At 66.1% G+C, this 17,427-nt stretch carries 17 protein-coding genes; 11 read left to right on the forward strand and 6 right to left on the reverse strand.

Translation table 11 applies throughout. The features are described 5' to 3' along the window. The first annotated feature begins 131 nt into the window (after window positions 1-131). The 7 genes from SMA01S_RS16580 to lexA all read left to right on the forward strand — a co-directional run bounded on the left by SMA01S_RS16580 (window position 132) and on the right by lexA (window position 5,644). Window positions 132-716 (forward strand): anthranilate synthase component II, encoded by a 585-nt coding sequence (locus SMA01S_RS16580; protein ID WP_066824862.1) that lies wholly within the window; start codon window positions 132-134, stop codon window positions 714-716. Beyond that, window positions 713-1,708, forward strand: a complete 996-nt coding sequence (trpD, locus tag SMA01S_RS16585; RefSeq protein WP_066824864.1) for an anthranilate phosphoribosyltransferase — start codon at window positions 713-715, stop codon at window positions 1,706-1,708. The genes SMA01S_RS16580 and trpD overlap by 4 nt, the downstream gene beginning before the upstream one ends. Continuing rightward, on the forward strand, window positions 1,705-2,493 hold the full coding sequence (trpC, locus tag SMA01S_RS16590; RefSeq protein WP_066824866.1) for an indole-3-glycerol phosphate synthase TrpC: 789 nt from the start codon (window positions 1,705-1,707) through the stop codon (window positions 2,491-2,493). Before trpD ends, trpC begins: the two co-directional genes overlap by 4 nt. 111 nt (window positions 2,494-2,604) lie before the next feature. Then, window positions 2,605-3,084: a cyclic pyranopterin monophosphate synthase MoaC gene (gene moaC, locus SMA01S_RS16595; RefSeq protein WP_066824867.1), complete on the forward strand. Its 480-nt coding sequence runs from the start codon at window positions 2,605-2,607 to the stop codon at window positions 3,082-3,084. Between the two features lie 102 nt (window positions 3,085-3,186). Further along, window positions 3,187-3,666, forward strand: a complete 480-nt coding sequence (locus SMA01S_RS16600) for a hypothetical protein (protein ID WP_157093995.1) — start codon at window positions 3,187-3,189, stop codon at window positions 3,664-3,666. Window positions 3,667-3,728: 62 nt separating this feature from the next. Further along, the gene (locus SMA01S_RS16605) at window positions 3,729-4,916 is read left to right on the forward strand and encodes a molybdopterin molybdotransferase MoeA (RefSeq protein ID WP_066824873.1); all 1,188 of its coding nucleotides are present in this window, start codon (window positions 3,729-3,731) and stop codon (window positions 4,914-4,916) included. Between the two features lie 56 nt (window positions 4,917-4,972). After that, entirely contained in the window at window positions 4,973-5,644 is a 672-nt protein-coding gene (gene lexA, locus SMA01S_RS16610; protein ID WP_066824877.1) for a transcriptional repressor LexA, read from the forward strand. Here lexA and SMA01S_RS16615 read toward each other — a convergent pair. Beyond that, complete coding sequence (locus SMA01S_RS16615; RefSeq protein WP_084250381.1) at window positions 5,535-7,871, reverse strand: ComEC/Rec2 family competence protein; 2,337 nt, start codon at window positions 7,869-7,871, stop codon at window positions 5,535-5,537. The genes lexA and SMA01S_RS16615 overlap by 110 nt on opposite strands. Before the next feature lie 28 nt (window positions 7,872-7,899). On the opposite strand from SMA01S_RS16615, the gene gltX reads away from it, so the two are divergent. Genes gltX through SMA01S_RS16630 form a run of 3 tightly spaced genes read left to right on the forward strand, consistent with a single transcriptional unit; the run spans window position 7,900 to window position 10,816 of the window. Then, window positions 7,900-9,336 carry a glutamate--tRNA ligase gene (gene gltX / locus SMA01S_RS16620; RefSeq protein ID WP_066824979.1) on the forward strand — a complete coding sequence of 479 codons (1,437 nt, stop codon included), beginning with the start codon at window positions 7,900-7,902 and terminating at the stop codon, window positions 9,334-9,336. A 17-nt stretch (window positions 9,337-9,353) separates the two neighbouring features. Further along, window positions 9,354-10,631 carry a citrate synthase gene (locus tag SMA01S_RS16625; RefSeq protein WP_066824883.1) on the forward strand — a complete coding sequence of 426 codons (1,278 nt, stop codon included), beginning with the start codon at window positions 9,354-9,356 and terminating at the stop codon, window positions 10,629-10,631. Further along, entirely contained in the window at window positions 10,631-10,816 is a 186-nt protein-coding gene (locus tag SMA01S_RS16630; protein WP_066824886.1) for a hypothetical protein, read from the forward strand. The genes SMA01S_RS16625 and SMA01S_RS16630 overlap by 1 nt, the downstream gene beginning before the upstream one ends. Before the next feature lie 261 nt (window positions 10,817-11,077). On the opposite strand, the gene SMA01S_RS16635 is transcribed toward SMA01S_RS16630, so the two are convergent. The 4 genes from SMA01S_RS16635 to SMA01S_RS16650 form a co-directional block, all read right to left on the reverse strand. Further along, entirely contained in the window at window positions 11,078-12,448 is a 1,371-nt protein-coding gene (locus SMA01S_RS16635) for a PAS domain-containing sensor histidine kinase (RefSeq protein ID WP_066824889.1), read from the reverse strand. Then, entirely contained in the window at window positions 12,445-13,527 is a 1,083-nt protein-coding gene (locus SMA01S_RS16640; protein WP_066824891.1) for a DUF2336 domain-containing protein, read from the reverse strand. Before SMA01S_RS16640 ends, SMA01S_RS16635 begins: the two co-directional genes overlap by 4 nt. Before the next feature lie 190 nt (window positions 13,528-13,717). Further along, window positions 13,718-14,896, reverse strand: a complete 1,179-nt coding sequence (locus tag SMA01S_RS16645; protein ID WP_066824893.1) for a hypothetical protein — start codon at window positions 14,894-14,896, stop codon at window positions 13,718-13,720. Between the two features lie 76 nt (window positions 14,897-14,972). Continuing rightward, window positions 14,973-15,263, reverse strand: a complete 291-nt coding sequence (locus tag SMA01S_RS16650) for an Hpt domain-containing protein (protein WP_066824896.1) — start codon at window positions 15,261-15,263, stop codon at window positions 14,973-14,975. Between the two features lie 82 nt (window positions 15,264-15,345). Here SMA01S_RS16650 and SMA01S_RS16655 point away from each other — a divergent pair, with 82 nt between their 5' ends. Next, entirely contained in the window at window positions 15,346-17,142 is a 1,797-nt protein-coding gene (locus SMA01S_RS16655; RefSeq protein WP_066824899.1) for a coiled-coil domain-containing protein, read from the forward strand. Window positions 17,143-17,148: 6 nt separating this feature from the next. Here the strand turns inward: SMA01S_RS16655 and SMA01S_RS16660 are convergent, their stop codons facing one another. Beyond that, window positions 17,149-17,427, reverse strand: coding sequence for a DUF1467 family protein (locus SMA01S_RS16660; RefSeq protein ID WP_066824902.1), 279 nt, complete (start codon window positions 17,425-17,427; stop codon window positions 17,149-17,151).

Raw genomic sequence — 17,427 nt, forward strand, 5'->3', positions numbered from 1 at the left:
CCTTGGGCACTTGAACGGGCCCTAGATAGGATCGATCCCGTATCATTCCAGCGCTTGGCAGGCCGAAACGCGGCAAAACGAGGGCGCAACGACGATTGTCGCGGTGCAGCGAACGCGCTAGCGGGGCCGCAATGATTTTGGTCATCGACAATTACGACAGCTTTACCTGGAACCTGGTCCATTATCTGATGGAGCTCGGGCAGGACGTGCAGGTCGTGCGAAACGACGCGCTGACCGCGCGCGACGCCCTGGCGAGCAATGCCGAGGCGTTCCTGATTTCGCCCGGCCCCTGCACGCCGAACGAAGCCGGGGTCAGCCTGGACCTGGTCGCCGCCGCCGCCGATGCCGGCCGGCCGCTGCTCGGCGTGTGCCTGGGTCATCAGTCGATCGGCCAGCATTTCGGCGGCCATGTCGTGCGCGGCGGGCTGATGCACGGCAAGACGTCAGCGATCACCCATGACGGCACCGGCTTGTTCAAGGGCGTCCCCTCGCCGTTTCAGGCGACGCGTTATCATTCGCTGGTGGTCGAGGATGTTCCTGCCGAGCTGATCGTCAATGCTCGCGCCGAGGACGGATTCGTCATGGGTTTCCGCCACGCGACCCTGCCCATCCACGGCGTGCAATTCCACCCCGAGAGCATCGCCACCGAACACGGGCATCAGTTGCTCGCGAACTTCCTCGAGCTCGCCGGGCTGAAGGCGAAGGCGCTGGCGTGACCAGCTTTGCGCCGCTGCCCGATCCCTCGACTCCCCTGTCGCGCGAATCGGCGCGGCAGGCGTTCGCCGACATCCTCGACGCCAAGACATCCGAGGAGGCGATCGCCGAATTCCTGATCGCGCTGACCAACCGCGGCGAGACCAGCATCGAGATCGCCGAAGCCGCGCGGGCGCTGCGCGAGAGGCTGATCCCGATTGACGCGCCGGCCAACGCGATCGACGTCTGCGGCACCGGCGGCGATGGCCACCACACGCTCAACGTCTCGACCGCGGTCAGCCTGGTGGTCGCGGCGAGCGGGGTGCCGGTCGCCAAGCACGGCAATCGTGCCGCGAGTTCGAAAGCCGGTGCCGCCGATACGCTGGAAGCGCTGGGGCTCGACATGGAACGCGCCGGCGCGCTCGCCCAGGCGACGCTCAACGATCTCGGCATCTGCTTCCTGTTCGCGGCCAACCATCATCCGGCGATGAAGCGGATCACCCCGATCCGCCGCAGGATCGGCCGCCGCACGATCTTCAACCTGATGGGTCCGCTCGCCAACCCCGCGCACGTCACGCGTCAGCTGATCGGCATCGCGCGGCCTGACTATACAGCGACCTATGCCGAGGCGCTCGAGCAACTCGGCACCGAAGCCGCATTGGTCGTCTCGGGCGAGGAAGGGCTGGATGAGGTGTCCGGCGCGGGTCCGACCGTCGCGGTCAGCGTCGGCCGGCTATCACTGCCCGATCATATCACCCCGGAGGACGCCGGCCTGCCGCGCCATCCGATCGCCGCGATCCATGGCGGCGACCCCGCCTATAACGCCGCGGCCCTGCGCCGGCTGCTACAGGGCGAGCATGGCGCGTATCGCGACGCGGTGCTGATCAACGCCGCCGCCGCCCTGGTCGTCGCGGGCGCCGCCGACACGCTCACCGAAGGCGCCGAGGAAGCTGCGGAAACGATCGACAAGGGTCTTGCCAACGCGCTGCTCGATTGCTGGATCGCCTATAAATGACCAATATCCTCGACCGTATCCTCGAAACCAAGCGCGCCGAAGTCGCCGCGAAGAAGGCGACGACGTCGCTCGCCAGTCTCGAAGCGATGATCACCCGCCGCGACACGCCGCGCGGGTTCAGAAAGGCGCTCGACAAAAAGGCCAAGAGCGGCCCGGCATTGATCGCCGAGGTCAAGAAAGCGAGCCCGTCCAAAGGCGTGATCCGCGAGGATTTCGACCCACCGGCGCATGCGCTCGCTTATCTCAAGGGAGGTGCCGCTTGCCTGTCCGTGCTGACCGACGAGCAATATTTCCAGGGCGACGATTCCTACCTGGCGCTGATCCATGACACCGTGCCGCTGCCGCTATTGCGCAAGGATTTCATGATCGATCCGTGGCAAGCGCATGAGAGCCGCGCACTGGGCGCCGACGCCATCCTGATCATCGTCGCCGCGCTCGACGATGCGCGAATGGCCGAAATCGAGGCGGCGGCGATCGATTGCGGGCTCGACGTGCTGGTCGAGGTGCATGACGAGAAAGAGCTCGATCGCGCGCTCAAGCTCAAGTCGCGGCTGATCGGGGTCAACAATCGCGACCTGCGCGATTTCTCGGTGAGCTTCGATCGGACGTACGAGCTGGTCGGCAAGGCGCCGGCCGGGTGCACGTTCGTGGCCGAAAGCGGACTGAGCAGCCGCGCCGATCTCGACGCGATGCGCGCGCATGGTGTGAACTGCTTCCTGGTCGGCGAGAGCCTGATGCGCGCGGAGAATATCGCGGCGGCGACCCGGGAGTTGCTGGGCCAATAGGGCCGATAGCATCGGGCCTAATAGCCCGTTCGTGCTGAGCTTGTCGAAGCACACCTATCCGCCCCACACTGCCCTTCGACAAGCTCAGGGCGAACGGAGTAGTTTGGGCGGATGGCCAATCAACCGAATCTGACCCACCTCGACGACGCCGGTGCAGCCCGGATGGTCGACGTCTCCGGCAAGCTGGAAACCGAACGGCGCGCGATCGCGACCGGACGCATATCGATGTCTCATGAAGCGGCGGCCGCGATCGGCGCGAACAACGTCCCCAAGGGCGACGTCCTCGCGGCCGCACGGATCGCCGGCATCATGGCCGCCAAGCGCACCGGCGAGTTGATCCCGCTGTGCCATCCGCTGCCGATCGCCAGCGCCGCGATCGACCTTTCTGTCGACGGCGAGGGCGTAACGGCGACCGCGACGATCACCACGACCGGACGCACTGGGGTCGAGATGGAAGCGATGACCGCCGTCTCGGTCGCGCTGCTGACGATCTACGACATGGCGAAAGCGATCGACAAGGCGATGACGATCGGCTCGGTCCGCCTGCTCTCGAAGACTGGCGGCAAGTCGGGAGACTGGCGGGCTCCTTGATCGATCGGACTATTCCGGAAGATCACAGCATCTTGTCTGGCATGCGTTGACCACTCGTCTGCCCAAGCTCACGCTTCAGTGCATTCCGAGGGGAGGATGCTGATGAAAAAACTGTTTCTGCTGCCGCTGGCAGCATTGCTGATCGCGCCGGTCACGGCCGCGGCACCCGCCGCCGATGGCGATCTGACCAAGCCGATTCGTCAGTTCATCGACGGCTTCAACACTGGCGACACCAAATCGGCTTATGCCGCTTATGTCCAAGGCGACGTGTCGATCATCGACGAATTCGCGCCGCACCTCTGGGTTGGCCCCAAGGCACCCCAACTATGGGCGGCCGATTACGAAAAGCACGCGAAGGCGACCGGCGTATCTGACGGATCGGTCAAATACGGCGCCCCAACACGCCGCGAAATCGACGGTGTCAGGGCCTATGTCATCATTCCGACGGTCTATAATTACAAGGAAAAGGGCGCACGGATCGCAGAAGAGGGCGAGATGACCTTCGTGCTGTCAAAGGGCAAAACGGGCTGGAAGATCAAGGCCTGGACCTGGTCGGGCGTCAAGCCGCATCCGGCGGGCTGACAACGTTCATCGCGCGGCGAACTGCTAGCGGTGGAGCGATGCGCTGTGGCATGGCGTAAGCGATGACCCCGCTGCTCCCCGTCGCCGATGCTCAGGCCCGCTTGTTCGCGATGGCGCCCCGCGTCGCGAGCGAGCGCGTACCATTGGCCGCCGCGGCGGGCCGCTGGGCCACGGAACCCGTCGCCGCAATGCGCGCCCAGCCCGGCGCCGATCTGTCGTCCATGGACGGTTATGCGATCCGGTTCGACGACTTGCCGGGTCCTTGGCGCGTGATCGGCGAGAGTGCGGCGGGACGCGCGTTCCCCGGCTCGGTCGGGCGCGGAGAGGCCGCGCGGATCTTCACCGGCGCCGCGATGCCCCCGGGTGCCGACAGCGTGCTCGTTCAGGAGGAGACCGACCGCGCTGGCGATACGCTGTTCCTCACCGGCGAGGGACCACCACGCCGCGGCGCGAGCGTTCGGCGCAAGGGACTCGATTTCGATCGCGGCGCGGTGCTGATCGCGGCCGGCGCTCGCCTCACGCCTGCCGCGATCGCACTCGCTGCCACCGGCGGATACGGGGAACTCGAGGTCAATCGTCGCTTGCGAGTCGCCGTCCTGGCCACGGGCGACGAGCTCATCGCGCCCGGAAGTGCCAGCGACGACCCGCTCGCGCTACCCGAGGGCAACAGTGCGATGCTTGCGGCGATGCTCGCCGACCTGCCCGTCAACGTGACGGTGGCAGGGATCGTCCCCGACCGGCTCGAGGCGCTCGTCGCGGCATTCTCCGGCGCCAATGCCGATATCGTCGTCACGACCGGCGGCGCCTCGGTCGGCGATCACGATCTGGTCCGTCCTGCGCTCGAAGCGGCGGGTGGAACGGTGGATTTCTGGCGCATCGCGATCCGGCCCGGCAAGCCGATGCTCGCGGGCCGGCTCGGCGACGCGATCGTGCTGGGCCTGCCGGGTAACCCGGTATCGGCGTTCGTTACCGCCACTTTGTTCCTGCGCCCGCTGATTGCGGCGATGGCCGGCGCAGCCGATCCGTTGCCGCGCCTGCTTCGCGCTGAACTCGCCGCCCCCCTTCCCGCCAACGACCATCGCCAGGATTATCTGCGCGGAACGATCGCCGATGGCCGCGTCTCCGCCGCCGCGCTGCAGGACAGTTCGATGCTCGCGACGCTCGCCCACGCGACGTGTCTGATCGTCCGCCCGCCGCACGCCCCGCCCGCCGCCATTGGCGGTACCGTGGACATCCTGCCGCTCGCTTGACTTGATCCGCAACGTTCCGTAAAAGTTCCGCGTCTGTTCTGGACGGAGGAACGTCGATGCTCACCAAGAAGCAGCATGAGCTGATCTGCTTCATCAACGATCGCTTGAACGAAACCGGTGTGTCGCCGTCGTTCGAGGAGATGAAGGAGGCGCTCGACCTCAAGTCGAAGTCCGGCGTTCATCGCCTGATCTCGGCGCTTGAGGAGCGGCAGTTCCTGCGGCGCCTGCCCAATCGCGCGCGCGCACTCGAGGTGCTGAAGATGCCCGAGCGTGCCGACAGCAAGCGTCCGGCGGCCGCACAGCCCAAACCGAACAATTTCCGCCCAGCCCCCGAACCGGCCAACGACGTGATCGAGATCCCGCTGCACGGCCGGATCGCCGCCGGCGTGCCGATCGAGGCGTTCGAAGGATCGTCGATGCTCCCCGTCCCCGCTGCCTTGCTTGGCAGCGGCGAGCATTATGCACTGGAAGTCGCCGGTGATTCGATGGTCGAGGCGGGCATTCTCGACGGCGATTACGCGCTGATCCGCCGCACCGATGTGGCGCGTGACGGCGAGATCGTCGTGGCGCTGATCGAGGAAAGCGAAGCGACGCTCAAATATTTCCGCCGCGAAGGCGCTATGGTGCGGCTCGATCCGGCCAATCGGGCCTATGATCCGCAGCGTTACGCTCCCCAGCAGGTGCGTATCCAGGGCCGCCTAGCCGGTCTGTTGCGCCGCTACGATTAGAGCGCGGACCCGACATTACCCAGGGGTGACGATCGCCTGGCTGGCGGACGGTGACGATCCGTCCGCTCGCCAGGCTGATCGCCATTCCACCCGTACGGCGCAGGAACGGCGCATCGAGCTTCAGCCAAGTCGGTCGGCACGCTGACGGCAGCCGCCGGTCGCTGACGACGATGTCCGCCGCGCGGCATGCGGCGATCAGTTGGTCCGATGGCAATTGGTACAGGCTTCGCGTCGCCAGCACGCGGAATATCCGTCCTCCCGATTGCACCAAAGCGAGGCACGCGTCGGGCGTGCATTTGGCGAAGGGCTGATCAGACAGCAGCAGCGCCTCCCCATCCACCCCGGCATTCTGGGTCATCGTGTCACGGGTATAGTCGCCTGCCTTGTCGCGCAGGATCGCGACTCCGCCGTCGGGCGTCCGCACGGCGAGATGCTGGCCATCGCCCGAGATCAGCAAATCCGGGGCCGGGATCGCCAGGGCCCAGGCCACGCCCATCGCCATCGGCACGAGTCCGGCAAAACGCATCCGCGAGCGCCACAGCATGAGCCACAGCAATCCGAGGATCATCAGCCCGAACGCGCCCGCCGGCATGCCGGGCAGCATCGCCACCGACCCCGGCGCTTTGGCCGCGGCACGCGCGATCCACAGCAACAGGTTGAGCGCGTGCATGGTCACCCACCAGAAGGGCGCACCCAAACCGATCGCGTCGCCTGCCAACGCCAGTGCCTCGGCCGGCATGATGACGAAGGTGGTCAGCGGGATCGCGACGATATTGGCGACGACGCCGTACATGCCCTCCTTATGAAAGTGATAGAGCGCGATCGGGGCCAGTGCCGCTTCGACGACCAGGCCGGTAAGCAGCAACGAGCCGATTTCGCGCGTGACGCGACGCCACCATGCCTCGTCGCGTTTCTCGAACAATTGCTTGATGCGCGGTTGCTCGTGGAACGCGATGAGCGATCCGACCGCCGCGAAGCTGAGTTGGAAACTCGGCCCCGCCAGCGCCTCGGGCCAGATCAGCAGCACGATGAAGGCGCCCGCCGCCACTAGCCGCAAGGTGATCGCCTCGCGCCCCATCGCGAGCGCCGCCAATACCAATAATGCCGCGATACATGAGCGCGCGGTCGGCACCTGGCTGCCCGTGAGCAAGGTGTAGCCGATCGCCGCAACCGCGCCCGCCCCTGCCGCGATCACCGGAATCCGCACCCGCAGTGCCAGCCATGGCCACAAGGCGAGCAACCGCGTGACCGCCCAGATCGTCGCAACGACGACGGCGGTGATATGCAGCCCGCTTACCGACAAGAGATGAGCGAGCCCGGACCGCCGCATAGCGTCGGCATCCTCCAGCGAAATCGCGCCCTCGTCGCCCGCCGCCAGTGCGGCGGCGATCCCGCCCGCGCTGCCCTCGACCTTGCTCTGGATATGCGCCGCCAGCGCCGCGCGGAGGCCATTCGATTCCTTGCCGGGCTCGATCACCTTGACCGGCGCATTTCCCTTGCCGGTCGCGCCAAGCCCGGCGAACCACGCCACTTGCCGAAAATCGTAGGCGCCAGGCACCGTCGCCTCATTGGGCGGCATCAGCCGGGTCTGCAGCTTGATGATCGCGCCCGGCCCAAGCCCGGCGGGCGCGTCCGTGTTCGCGATATTCACTCGCACGTGCGGCGGCAGCACGAGTGGCGGCCTGGGTCGATCGTCGCATCGCCGCCCTCCGGCGCCATAAGGCGAGCCGCGTTCCTTGGCGCAATTCAGACGTTTCGGGCTAGCGACCGCCTGTGCCGAGATTGGCGTCAAGCTCACCCGCACGAGGTCCCGCGCCGGCAGCGGCTCGATACTTTCGACCCTTGCGGTCAGCATGACGATCGCCGGCCGCGCGAGGACAGGTTGCGCGACATAGGACGCACGCAACCACGCCAGCCCAAGTCCCATTGCCGCCAGGGCGGCGGCCAATGCCACCGCACGGCTGGCGCGCCCGCCTCGCCCGATCGCGATCGCCGCGAGCGCGATGCCGGCCATCGCGAGCATCGCGGCGATCCATTGCATCGGGTCGTCGAGCACGAACCACAATGCGATGCCGCCGCCCAATGCTACCGGCAGCCATAACGGGAGTTGATCGCGCTCCGCCTCCAACCCATGTTCGAGTGCAAGGCGTGCACGCGTACATCGTGCCGCCAGCGTTTGAAGCGGCCGGAACCGCGTGCTAGGGCGCGCGGCGGCGACGGTCGCCATCAGTCATCCAGCCTGGGAGCATGCGCGGTTGAGCGCCAGTTCTGACTCCGGGGCGCCCGCAACCGGCGCACCCGTCACCAACGTCGTCACCCGGTTCGCGCCTTCGCCGACCGGCTTTCTGCATATTGGCGGCGCGCGCACTGCGTTGTTCAATCTGCTGTTCGCGCGACACCACGGGGGCAAGTTCCTCCTGCGCATCGAGGATACCGATCGCGCGCGATCGACGCAGCCCGCGATTGACGCCATTTTGGCGGGAATGCGCTGGCTCGACCTAGAATGGGACGGGCCCGAAATCTATCAATTCTCACGCGCCGCTCGCCATGCCGAGGTCGCTTATGAGATGGTGGAGAGAGGCGCCGCCTATCGCTGCTATTTGACGCAGGACGAACTCGCGCAAATGCGCGCCGAGGCCGATGCCGCGAAGAAGCCGCTACGCATTCGCTCGCCATGGCGCGATCGTGTCCCCAACGACCCCGACGCACCCCATGTCATCCGGCTGAAGGCGCCGACCGAAGGCGCGACGACGATCCATGATCGCGTCCAGGGCGAGGTCACCGTCCAGAACAGCGAAATCGATGATCTCGTCCTGCTGCGATCGGACGGGACACCTACCTATATGCTGGCCGTCGTGGTCGACGATCATGACATGGGCGTGACCCACGTCATTCGCGGTGACGATCACCTCAACAACGCGTTCCGCCAGCTGCCCATCTATCGCGCGATGGGCTGGCCGGAGCCGATTTACGCCCATATCCCACTGATCCATGGTGCCGATGGCGCGAAGCTTTCCAAGCGCCACGGCGCGTTGGGCGTCGATGCCTATCGCGACGAAATGGGCCTGCTGCCCGAGGCGGTCGACAATTACCTATTGCGGCTCGGCTGGGGCCATGGCGACGACGAGATCATCAGCCGTGAGCAGGCGATCGAATGGTTCGATCTGGACGGCGTCGGAAAATCACCAAGCCGGTTCGATTTGAAGAAGCTCGAGAACCTGAACGGTCATTACATTCGGGAAGCCGATGACGATCGCCTCACCAATCTCGTGGTCCAGCGAATCCCCCTGGACTTGACCCCGCCACAGCACGAACTGTTGCGCCGCACCATGCCGTTCCTCAAGCCGCGCGCCGCGAATCTGGTTGAGCTGGCCGAGGGCAGCATGTTCCTTTTCCACGCCCGCCCGTTGCCGATGGACGCAGATGCAGCAATGCTGCTGGCGGGCGACGCCCCTGCGCTCCTCGGGCGCGTCCACGCGGCGCTTGACGCCGTCGCGAACTGGGATACGGAGGCGCTCGAAAACGCGGTTCGGCACGTCGCCGAAGACGCCGGGGTCAAGCTCGGCCAGGTCGCGCAGCCGCTTCGCGCGGCGCTGACCGGCAAGCGCACTTCCCCCGGCATTTTCGACGTACTCGCCGTCCTCGGCCGCGAAGAAAGCCTGGGCCGCATATCCGACCGGATGGCAGCCTGAATTCGAAGGAATGTTATATGGCCGACACGAACACCCTCAAGTTCGGGAATCACGACTATCCGGTGATGTCCGGGTCGGTCGGCCCCCAGGTGGTCGATATCCGCAAGCTGTACAGCGAAACGGGGATGTTCACCTATGACCCGGGCTTCACGTCGACCGCCAGCTGCGAATCGGCGCTGACCTATATCGATGGCGATGAGGGCGTGCTGCTCCACCGCGGCTATCCGATCGGCCAGCTCGCCGAGCAATCGAGCTTCATGGAAGTCAGCTACCTGCTGTTGAACGGCGAGCTGCCGTCGAAGGGCGAGCTCGACGAATTCACCCACACGATCACGCGCCACACGATGCTGCACGAGCAGCTCGCGACTTTCTATCGCGGCTTCCGTCGCGACGCGCATCCGATGGCGATCATGTGCGGCGTGGTTGGTGCGCTGTCGGCTTTCTACCACGATTCGACCGACATCAACGATCCGCGCCAGCGGATGATCGCGTCGCACCGGCTGATCGCCAAGATGCCGACGATCGCCGCGATGGCGTACAAATACAGCGTCGGACAGCCGTTCCTCTACCCCGACAACTCGCTGAGCTATACCGGCAATTTCCTCCGCATGACGTTCGGCGTGCCGGCCGAGCCCTATCATGTGAACCCGATCGTCGAGCGTGCGCTCGACCGCATCTTCATCCTCCATGCCGACCACGAGCAGAATGCCTCGACCTCGACCGTCCGCCTCGCCGGGTCGTCGGGCGCCAATCCGTTCGCGTGCATCGCGGCCGGCATCGCCTGTCTGTGGGGCCCGGCGCATGGCGGCGCCAACGAGGCTGCGCTCAACATGCTGCGCGAGATCGGGACGCCCGATCGCATTCCCGAATTCATCGCCCGTGCCAAGGACAAGAACGACCCGTTCCGCCTGATGGGCTTCGGCCACCGCGTCTACAAGAATTACGATCCCCGCGCGACGGTGATGCAGCAGACCGTGCGTGAGGTGTTCGATGCGCTCAAGGTCAGCGATCCGGTGTTCGAGGTCGCGCTGCAGCTCGAGCATATGGCGCTCAACGACCCCTATTTCGTCGAGAAGAAGCTGTTCCCGAACGTCGATTTCTATTCGGGCGTGATCCTGTCGGCGATCGGTTTCCCGACGACGATGTTCACCGCTTTGTTCGCGCTAGCCCGCACCGTAGGCTGGGTCGCGCAGTGGAACGAGATGATCAGCGATCCGGCGCAGAAGATCGGCCGCCCGCGCCAGCTCTACACCGGCCCGACGCAGCGCGATTACACCCCGATCGGCCAGCGCTGATGCGCTTGCTGCTCCAGATCGTCGGTGCGCTTTGCATCGCGATGGGGTTGCTATGGATGGGCCAGGGCCTCGGCCTGGTCCACTGGCCGGCATCGAGCTTCATGCTCGACATGCGCATTTGGGCGCTGTGGGGCGCACTGCTCGCCGCCGGCGGCATCGTGCTGGTATGGATCGGGCGACGCTAGAGTCGCTACTGTTGGGGTCATGCGCCGGAGTTTGTCGGTAAAAGTCCTCGCACAAAGACACAAAGGCACGAAGATTCGGTTCGCGCAGAGGCGCAGAGGGCGCTGAGGCGTATCGCTCGGCCGCGTCAGCAGCCTTTCATTTCTGTGAAGTAAAACGGAAGCGCGCGTTCGCGCGCATAATCTCCGCGCTCTCTGCGCCTCTGCGCGAAACCATTCTTCTTTGCGCCTTCGTGGCTTCGTGCGAGCCAAATCGTTCGCGCGTCAGACCCCAACTCCTGGTAGGGTCAGCATGAAACGCGCACCCTGCCCCAGCGCGGAATCGACCGTCAGGTCGCCGCCCATCGCGCGTGCCAGCCGGCGGGCGATGTAGAGACCGAGGCCGCTACCGCCGGGTTCGCTCGGATCGACGCGTTCGAATTTTTCGAAGATGCGCGCCTGATCCTCGGGCGCGATGCCCTTGCCTTGATCGGCGACGATGATCACCGCCGTGCCGCGGTCGCGATGCGTGCGGATCCAGACCATGCCACCATCGGGCGAATAGCGCACCGCATTGCCGATCAGATTGACCAGGATCTGCAGCACGCGCTTGAACTCGCCGGTCGCGGGCGCTCGGTCGATGTCCTGCGGCGCGTCGATCTTGACGCCGCGTTCCGCCGCTCGGACACCGAGCAAGCCGGCGGCGCGGCGACCGATATCGGCGAGGTCGATCTGTTCCGCCGAGGGGGCGAAGTCGGGCCGTTCGACCGCTTGCAGATCGACCAGATCGTCGACCAGCCCGAGCAGATGGCGGCCGGCGCCGGCGATGTCCGACGCATAATCGGCATAATCGCGCCGGATCGGCCCCTCCGTCTGAGCGTGGATGCTGTCAGCATTGGCGATGATGCGTCCCAGTGGTGCGCGCAACGCGCGATCGAGTCGGGCGCTGAACGCGTCGAGCGGATCGCTGGGACGATTGTCCGCCGCTTGCGGCAGTTCACGCGTTTCGGCCCTGACCGCACCGACATAGCCCGCGAACAGGCCCTCCGCGTTGAGCATGGGATTCGCGGACAAGGTCACAGCCTGACCCGTCGCGCGCACCGTCGCCGCCTGCCTCTCGAACGGCTGGTGCACGGTCAAAACGCCGAGCATCGGCATCGCGCCTTCCGCATCCATCTCTAGCGCGAACAACGATGCTAGCGGCTTGCCGAGCGCGCTTTCGGGTGCCACCCCGTGCTGTGCGGCCCCGGGGCCGACCGCCGTCAACCGCAAGGTCGCGTCGGTTTCCCACCACCAATCGGCGCCTTGCAGCAACAAATCGCGGTCGCGTCGGGCTAGGTCTACGGGCGGCGTCCACGGCGCGCGCAACTTCCAGCCACTCAGTTCCAGACGCACGCCGTCCTCGACCGGATCGGCGCGAACCCACAATTCGACCTCATCAGGTCCGTCGGCGACCGATACGTGACGCGCGACCGTGATCCCCAGCCGTTGCGCCAGCCGCGCGAGCACGGCGACCTGCGGCACCGCAAAGGGCTCGCCGATTGCGCCGCCGGCGCGCGTGTTGAGGTCGTCGAGCCGCGGCCCGGCATCGACCAGGCGGCCATCACGGTAAACGAAGCCGTGAACAGGCGGCAAAGCCGCGTCGACCGCGCTCATCGACGCTTCTCCAGCTCGGCCATGGCCGCACGAAAATCGGGATGGAGCCGGAGCGGCGCAAGCGCGCCGCGCGCCTCGTCGGGCGTGACAGCGGCGATCGCTTCCAGTTGGTCGGCAAAGGCTTCGACATCGTGCCGCGGATCGGCTTCGCACAGGCTGAGCCCGATGCGGGCGACCGTCGCACGGTCGAGGCCAGCCCCGCGCAGCGCCAGCCATAATTGCGCGCCCCCATCCAGTACGATCTGCCGCATCGTCGCGTAATCGATGCCGAGGGCATGCCCGAGCAATGCGATGACCAACGCCACGCGCCGATCCCCCAGCGCGTGTCTCAGCACCGTCGCCAGTTCCGCGGGTTGCGGATCGATCGTGGCGGCAAGCCGCATCGCAGCGCTTTCCAGCCGATCACCTTCGTCATGGTCGGCGAGTGCGCGTAGCGCCGCCTCGACGATCATGCGATCTGCCACGCTCGGCCCTAATTGTTCGCGAATCGCCGCCGCTACCCACCAGACCAATCTGTGGTGCAGCTCGGCCGGGAGCTCGGTTCGCTCCAGCCGATTGCTGTCGATCAGCCCGCGGCGTCGGCTTTCGGCGGCCATCATGGCCAGGGCCGCGTCCGCGACCCAGGCGTCGGCGCTTCCGGCCAACCGCGCGAGCAGGCTGGCCGAGCCGATCTCGTCGGGCGGTAACGCAGGCAACAGGTCGACGAGCAGATCCTGCCGGGTTCGCGCGATCAATTCGCGCATCAGGTCGAGATCGCGCAACAAACCGCTGCCGACCAGGCGGTCGAGCACCGGTGCACCGCTTTCGATCCGCCGGATCAATGCGGGATCCGCGCCGGACAAATGTGTAGCGGCTCGCTGGCGGAGATCGTGTTCGACAACCGCGACCATCGCGGTCAGCGTCGCCGCAAGCGCCGCGCGCGTCCGGTCGTCGAGCCGCGAATCGTCGGCGAGAAAGAAGTCGTCAATCGCTTCGGCCAGACGGCGATCGACATGACGCACCGCTGCCGCCGCGCGCGCAAGCAGCGTGCTGGCGCTCGCACGGGCGCCATCGTCCCAATCGCCTTGGTCGATCGACATTGTTCTGCTGTACGATTGTGTCGTTAAAGCGAGGTTAGCCAGAACTCACCGATTTCGGGAGTCTTTGTCAGCTTCGCTGAATCGGTACCGGCCCGCTCCCCCACCCGGCCTCCCAACAGCGTATTCTATGGGAGGCCGGGTGGGGGTGCGAGCCGGTACCGCAAACCGTTTCAGCTTTGCTGAAACCAAACTAGCCACCGATGCGCGCGCGCAACGCTTCCACGCCAAAGCCCAATGTCACGGCGGCATAGCTGGCCGCCGCTGCCAATCCCCAGACCGGATATCCGATCAGCACCGCCGGCAGCAGGATCAGCGGATAGGCGGCCGGAACTGCCCACCACCACGGCCGGGTGACCGCCCCCGCCGCACGTTCCGCCAGCGCTCCAGCCAGAACCGTCGTCAAGGCCAGCAGCGGCGGCGTCGCGCTGGCGGCAAGAAACCCGACCCGCTGACCCAACAGCAACGTCGCCAGCGCGACCGCTGCCGGCGTGCTCCAGCGCAATGCCCTGCCGAGCGCCCGCTCGTCGCGTAGCCAAGCCAGAACATCGGCCAGCGCTAGAAAGGCGAGCGCCAACACGATCGCCGCCATACCCGGCGCCAGCCAGCCAATCGCGATCGCGGCAAGCCCGCTTACGCCGAACATGCCACCCAATCCTGCCAGCGCGATCGGAGGCACGCCGCGCGCGACCAGCGGCGGCAGCGCCAATTTGGCGAGCGGCGCGACTAGGAAGCGATCGACCCAATTGGTTCGCGTGCCCAGCGCCGCCACCAGCGCGGCTCGGCCTTTCGCCGCCAGCGCGTGCGAATCGCGCTGGACGCCATGGCCTTCGCGCACTGCGGTTTCGGGCAGCGGCAGGTGCTCGGCGCCGCGCTGGGCAATCACCCGCAACAGCGACGAGGCGAAATCATAGTCCGCCGGCAACTTGACGACATCGGCGATGCGCTGGGGATCGATCGTGGCGATTCCCGCCCATACCGCCCCGGGACCGATCCGTTCGAGCTCGTCCCCGGTCTGTGCGACCAGCAACGTGTCGTGATCGCGATCGCGCATCGCTTCGATCATCACGCTGGTCGTCATCAGCCCATCCGCCAGCCACATCACGCGCGCGAGAGGATGCAGCTTGGCGAGCACCTCGGCCGGGCCGCGCACCGCATCAACCGCGATGCCGCGTCGGCTGAGACGATTGATCGCGCCGAGCAATTCGGGAGTCAGGCGCGAAACGACGACGATGATCTGCGACGCCCCCGCGGCGATCAACAGCCGCGCCTGGAATTCGATCAGCGTCACGCCCCCGACCGGCAGCGTCGCCGCCAGCGTATCGTGACGGTCGGACGCGTCGGCTGTGGCGAACAGGAGCCCGGCAAGCATCCGGGGCTGTTAAGCCCCGCACTCGCCTATCGCAAGGATCGTGATTGCTCGCCGAATTCCCCGGCGGGCCGTATGGCTAGAGCCGCGCCACCGCGCGCCGCAGCGTACGCACTACATCGGCATTGCCGGGCGTGCCCGCGGCTTCCGACGCGAGGCTCATGAGACGCACCGCGCCGAAACTTGCCGCCAATCCCTTGAGACGCGCCGCAGCGAGGCGCCAGGCTTCGTCGTTTTCGGCTGCCTGGATTGCGTCGATCGTCTTTTCCGCGCTGTCGACGAACGCTGCGCGCAGTTCGGCAATCAGCCCCGGTTCGTCACCGACTGCCGCAGCGAGGGTCGCATCGATTGCACCGGGATCATAGGCCATGACCCAAGCCTAGCCCTAAGGGCTTTAACGGAACGTTGCGCAATCGCTTTGAAATGGTCGGTTTTATGGTAAACAAAGCGTCATGAACGGGGGGTCTAAGATCATCGACTTGCACGTCAGCGACGTTCAATACGCCGCGGCGGATGAGCCGTTGCAGCTGACCGAGCCTTACGAAGGCGAGGTTTTCGAACAACCTGAGGAGCTTGAGGAGCGGTCGGGCGCGACGAAATGGCGCATCCTGGCTGGCCTGGCGTTCGCGTCGGCTGCAGCGTGGATCGGCTTCTTCGCCTGGTATGCGTGGCCCGCCATGCAGGCCGCGCCCACGCCGACCGTATTGGCTGAATTGGCTACCGGGCTGACCGCGCCGTTGGCGCTCATCGCCGTCCTGTGGCTGGTCGCGCGGCGGTCGAGCCGGATCGAAGCACGCCGATTCAACGACACCGCACGATCGATGCGCGCCGAGGCAGAGCATCTCCAGGCCGTTATCGACGTCATGGCGCACACGATCGACTCCAATCGCGAGAAGCTGGCCGATCAGGTCACGGTGATGATGGCGACGGCCAGCGCGGCGTCGGACCGCCTGAGCGAGGCATCGTCGGTGCTCGACAGCCACTTTTCGAAAGCCGAAACCGACGCTGCCCGCATCGACAAGGCGGCGGCCAATCTGGAAGCCAATCTCCAGATCATGCTGGCGACGCTTCCCCACGCCCATGACCAGACTGCCACACTCGCCGATCAGGTCGAAAAAATCGGCCTGACGGCAAGCGAGCGCGCGGCGGCGCTCGATGCTCAGGTCGTCGCGCTCGGCGAGCGTGCGCGCGAGGTCGACAATCATACCAGCGGCGCCGCGGAACGCCTGTCCGCCCATATCGCGCGAATGGAAGCGACCAGCGAAACCGCGGGCACCCGCCTCGAACAGGTCACCAGTGCGATGTCCGAAGCGGTCGACGGCCTGCTCGATCGCACCGCCAGCGCGGTGGATGAGGCACGCAAGGGCATCGCCGCGCAGGGCGACGCCATGCTCGCGATGCTTTCCACCAACCAGGCCGCGCTCGACCGTACCGCGACCGACAGCACCACCGCACTGGCCGATCGCATCGCCGGCATCGAAGCAGTGGCCAATCACGTTGCCGCGACTCTTGCCGCGGGACAGGAACAGGTCGACGCGCTGACCCGATCGATCGACGACACCAGCGGCGCCGCGCACCGTTTCGCCGGAGAGGCGGCACCGCAATTGCTCGAGACGCTGATGCGCATTCGCGACACCGCCAATGCCGCCGCCGAGCATGCGCGCGAGGCGATGGCAAGGATCGCCCCCGACGCCGCCGATGCGCTGGAGGCGGCGGCATCGCAAGCAGTCGAGCGCGGTTTGGCGACGATCGCGAGAGCCACCGAAACGGCCGCGGCATCGGCGACCGACGCATCGGACAAGCTCAATCGCCAGATGCTCGCGATCGCCGAGGCGTCGAGCCTGATCGAGGCTCGGCTGGCGGACACCGAGGAAGCAAACGGCTTCGCGCGGCGCGTGTCGCTGTTGATCGAATCACTCAACTCGGCGGCGATCGACCTCACCAGCATCTATTCGTCGGAAGTCCCCGATTCGTCCTGGTTGGCCTATCTCAAGGGTAATCGCGGTGCGTTCGCGCGGCGCGCGGTCAAGCTGCTCGACGCCGGTGAAATGCGCGCGGTGCTCGAGGCTTATGACAATGACGACGCCGTGCGCGAGCAGGTAAATCGCTACATCCACGATTTCGAAGCGATGCTGCGCGCCATCCTGGCGCAACGCGACGGCGCGGCGATCGGGGTGACGTTGCTGTCGTCGGACATGGGCAAGCTTTATGTCGCGCTGGCCCAGGCGATCGAGCGGCTCAGAACCTGAGTCGCTTCAACCCACGCTGTTCGACGCATCGACAAAGTCGAGCATGTTGGGCGTCACCCAGCCGTAGATATAATTCAGCACGAACGCGGCCCAGACGATGGTCGCGACAATCGTCACGCGGATCGCGACGCGCTTGATATTGAATTCGTGGGGCGCGCTTTCGGCTTGGCCGGGGATAAATTCCCCTCCCACCTCATGCGTGGTGCGCACGCCAAACGGCAGGACGAGGAAGACCGAAAAGGCCCAGCACAGGAAATAGATTGCGAGCAGTGACGTCCAACGCAT

It is taken from the genome of Sphingomonas mali NBRC 15500 (assembly GCF_001598415.1).
GTDB classification, from domain to species: Bacteria; Pseudomonadota; Alphaproteobacteria; order Sphingomonadales; family Sphingomonadaceae; genus Sphingomonas; species Sphingomonas mali.